Source organism: Schumannella sp. 10F1B-5-1, assembly GCF_006517535.1.
In the GTDB taxonomy this organism is placed as follows: domain Bacteria; phylum Actinomycetota; class Actinomycetes; order Actinomycetales; family Microbacteriaceae; genus Schumannella.
Map to the genome: position 1 here is coordinate 1 of NZ_VHQH01000164.1, position 230 is coordinate 230.

The following is a 230-nucleotide window of genomic DNA, read 5'->3' on the forward strand; positions in this document are numbered from 1 at the left end:
GTCGGACTTGCGCACCGAGATCGCGTGCATGATGTTGACGACGCCGTCGACGATCGCGTAGAACGCGAACACCCACACGAAGACGATCGCGGTGAGCACCGGCGCGACGAACGCCAGCACGCCGAGGATGATCGCGAAGATGCCGCGCAGCAGCACGAGCCACCACACGGACTTGATGAACCGGCTGACCTCGATGACGTCGTCGTTCGACATGCGGTGGCACCCCTTCG

1 protein-coding gene is annotated in these 230 nt (G+C 63.9%); it reads right to left on the reverse strand.

Annotated elements, in window-relative coordinates:
- A partial coding sequence (locus FJ658_RS15305; protein ID WP_181408508.1) for a DUF308 domain-containing protein occupies nt 1–213 on the reverse strand: 213 nt, incomplete at its 3' end.
- Nucleotides 214–230: the final 17 nt, after the last annotated feature.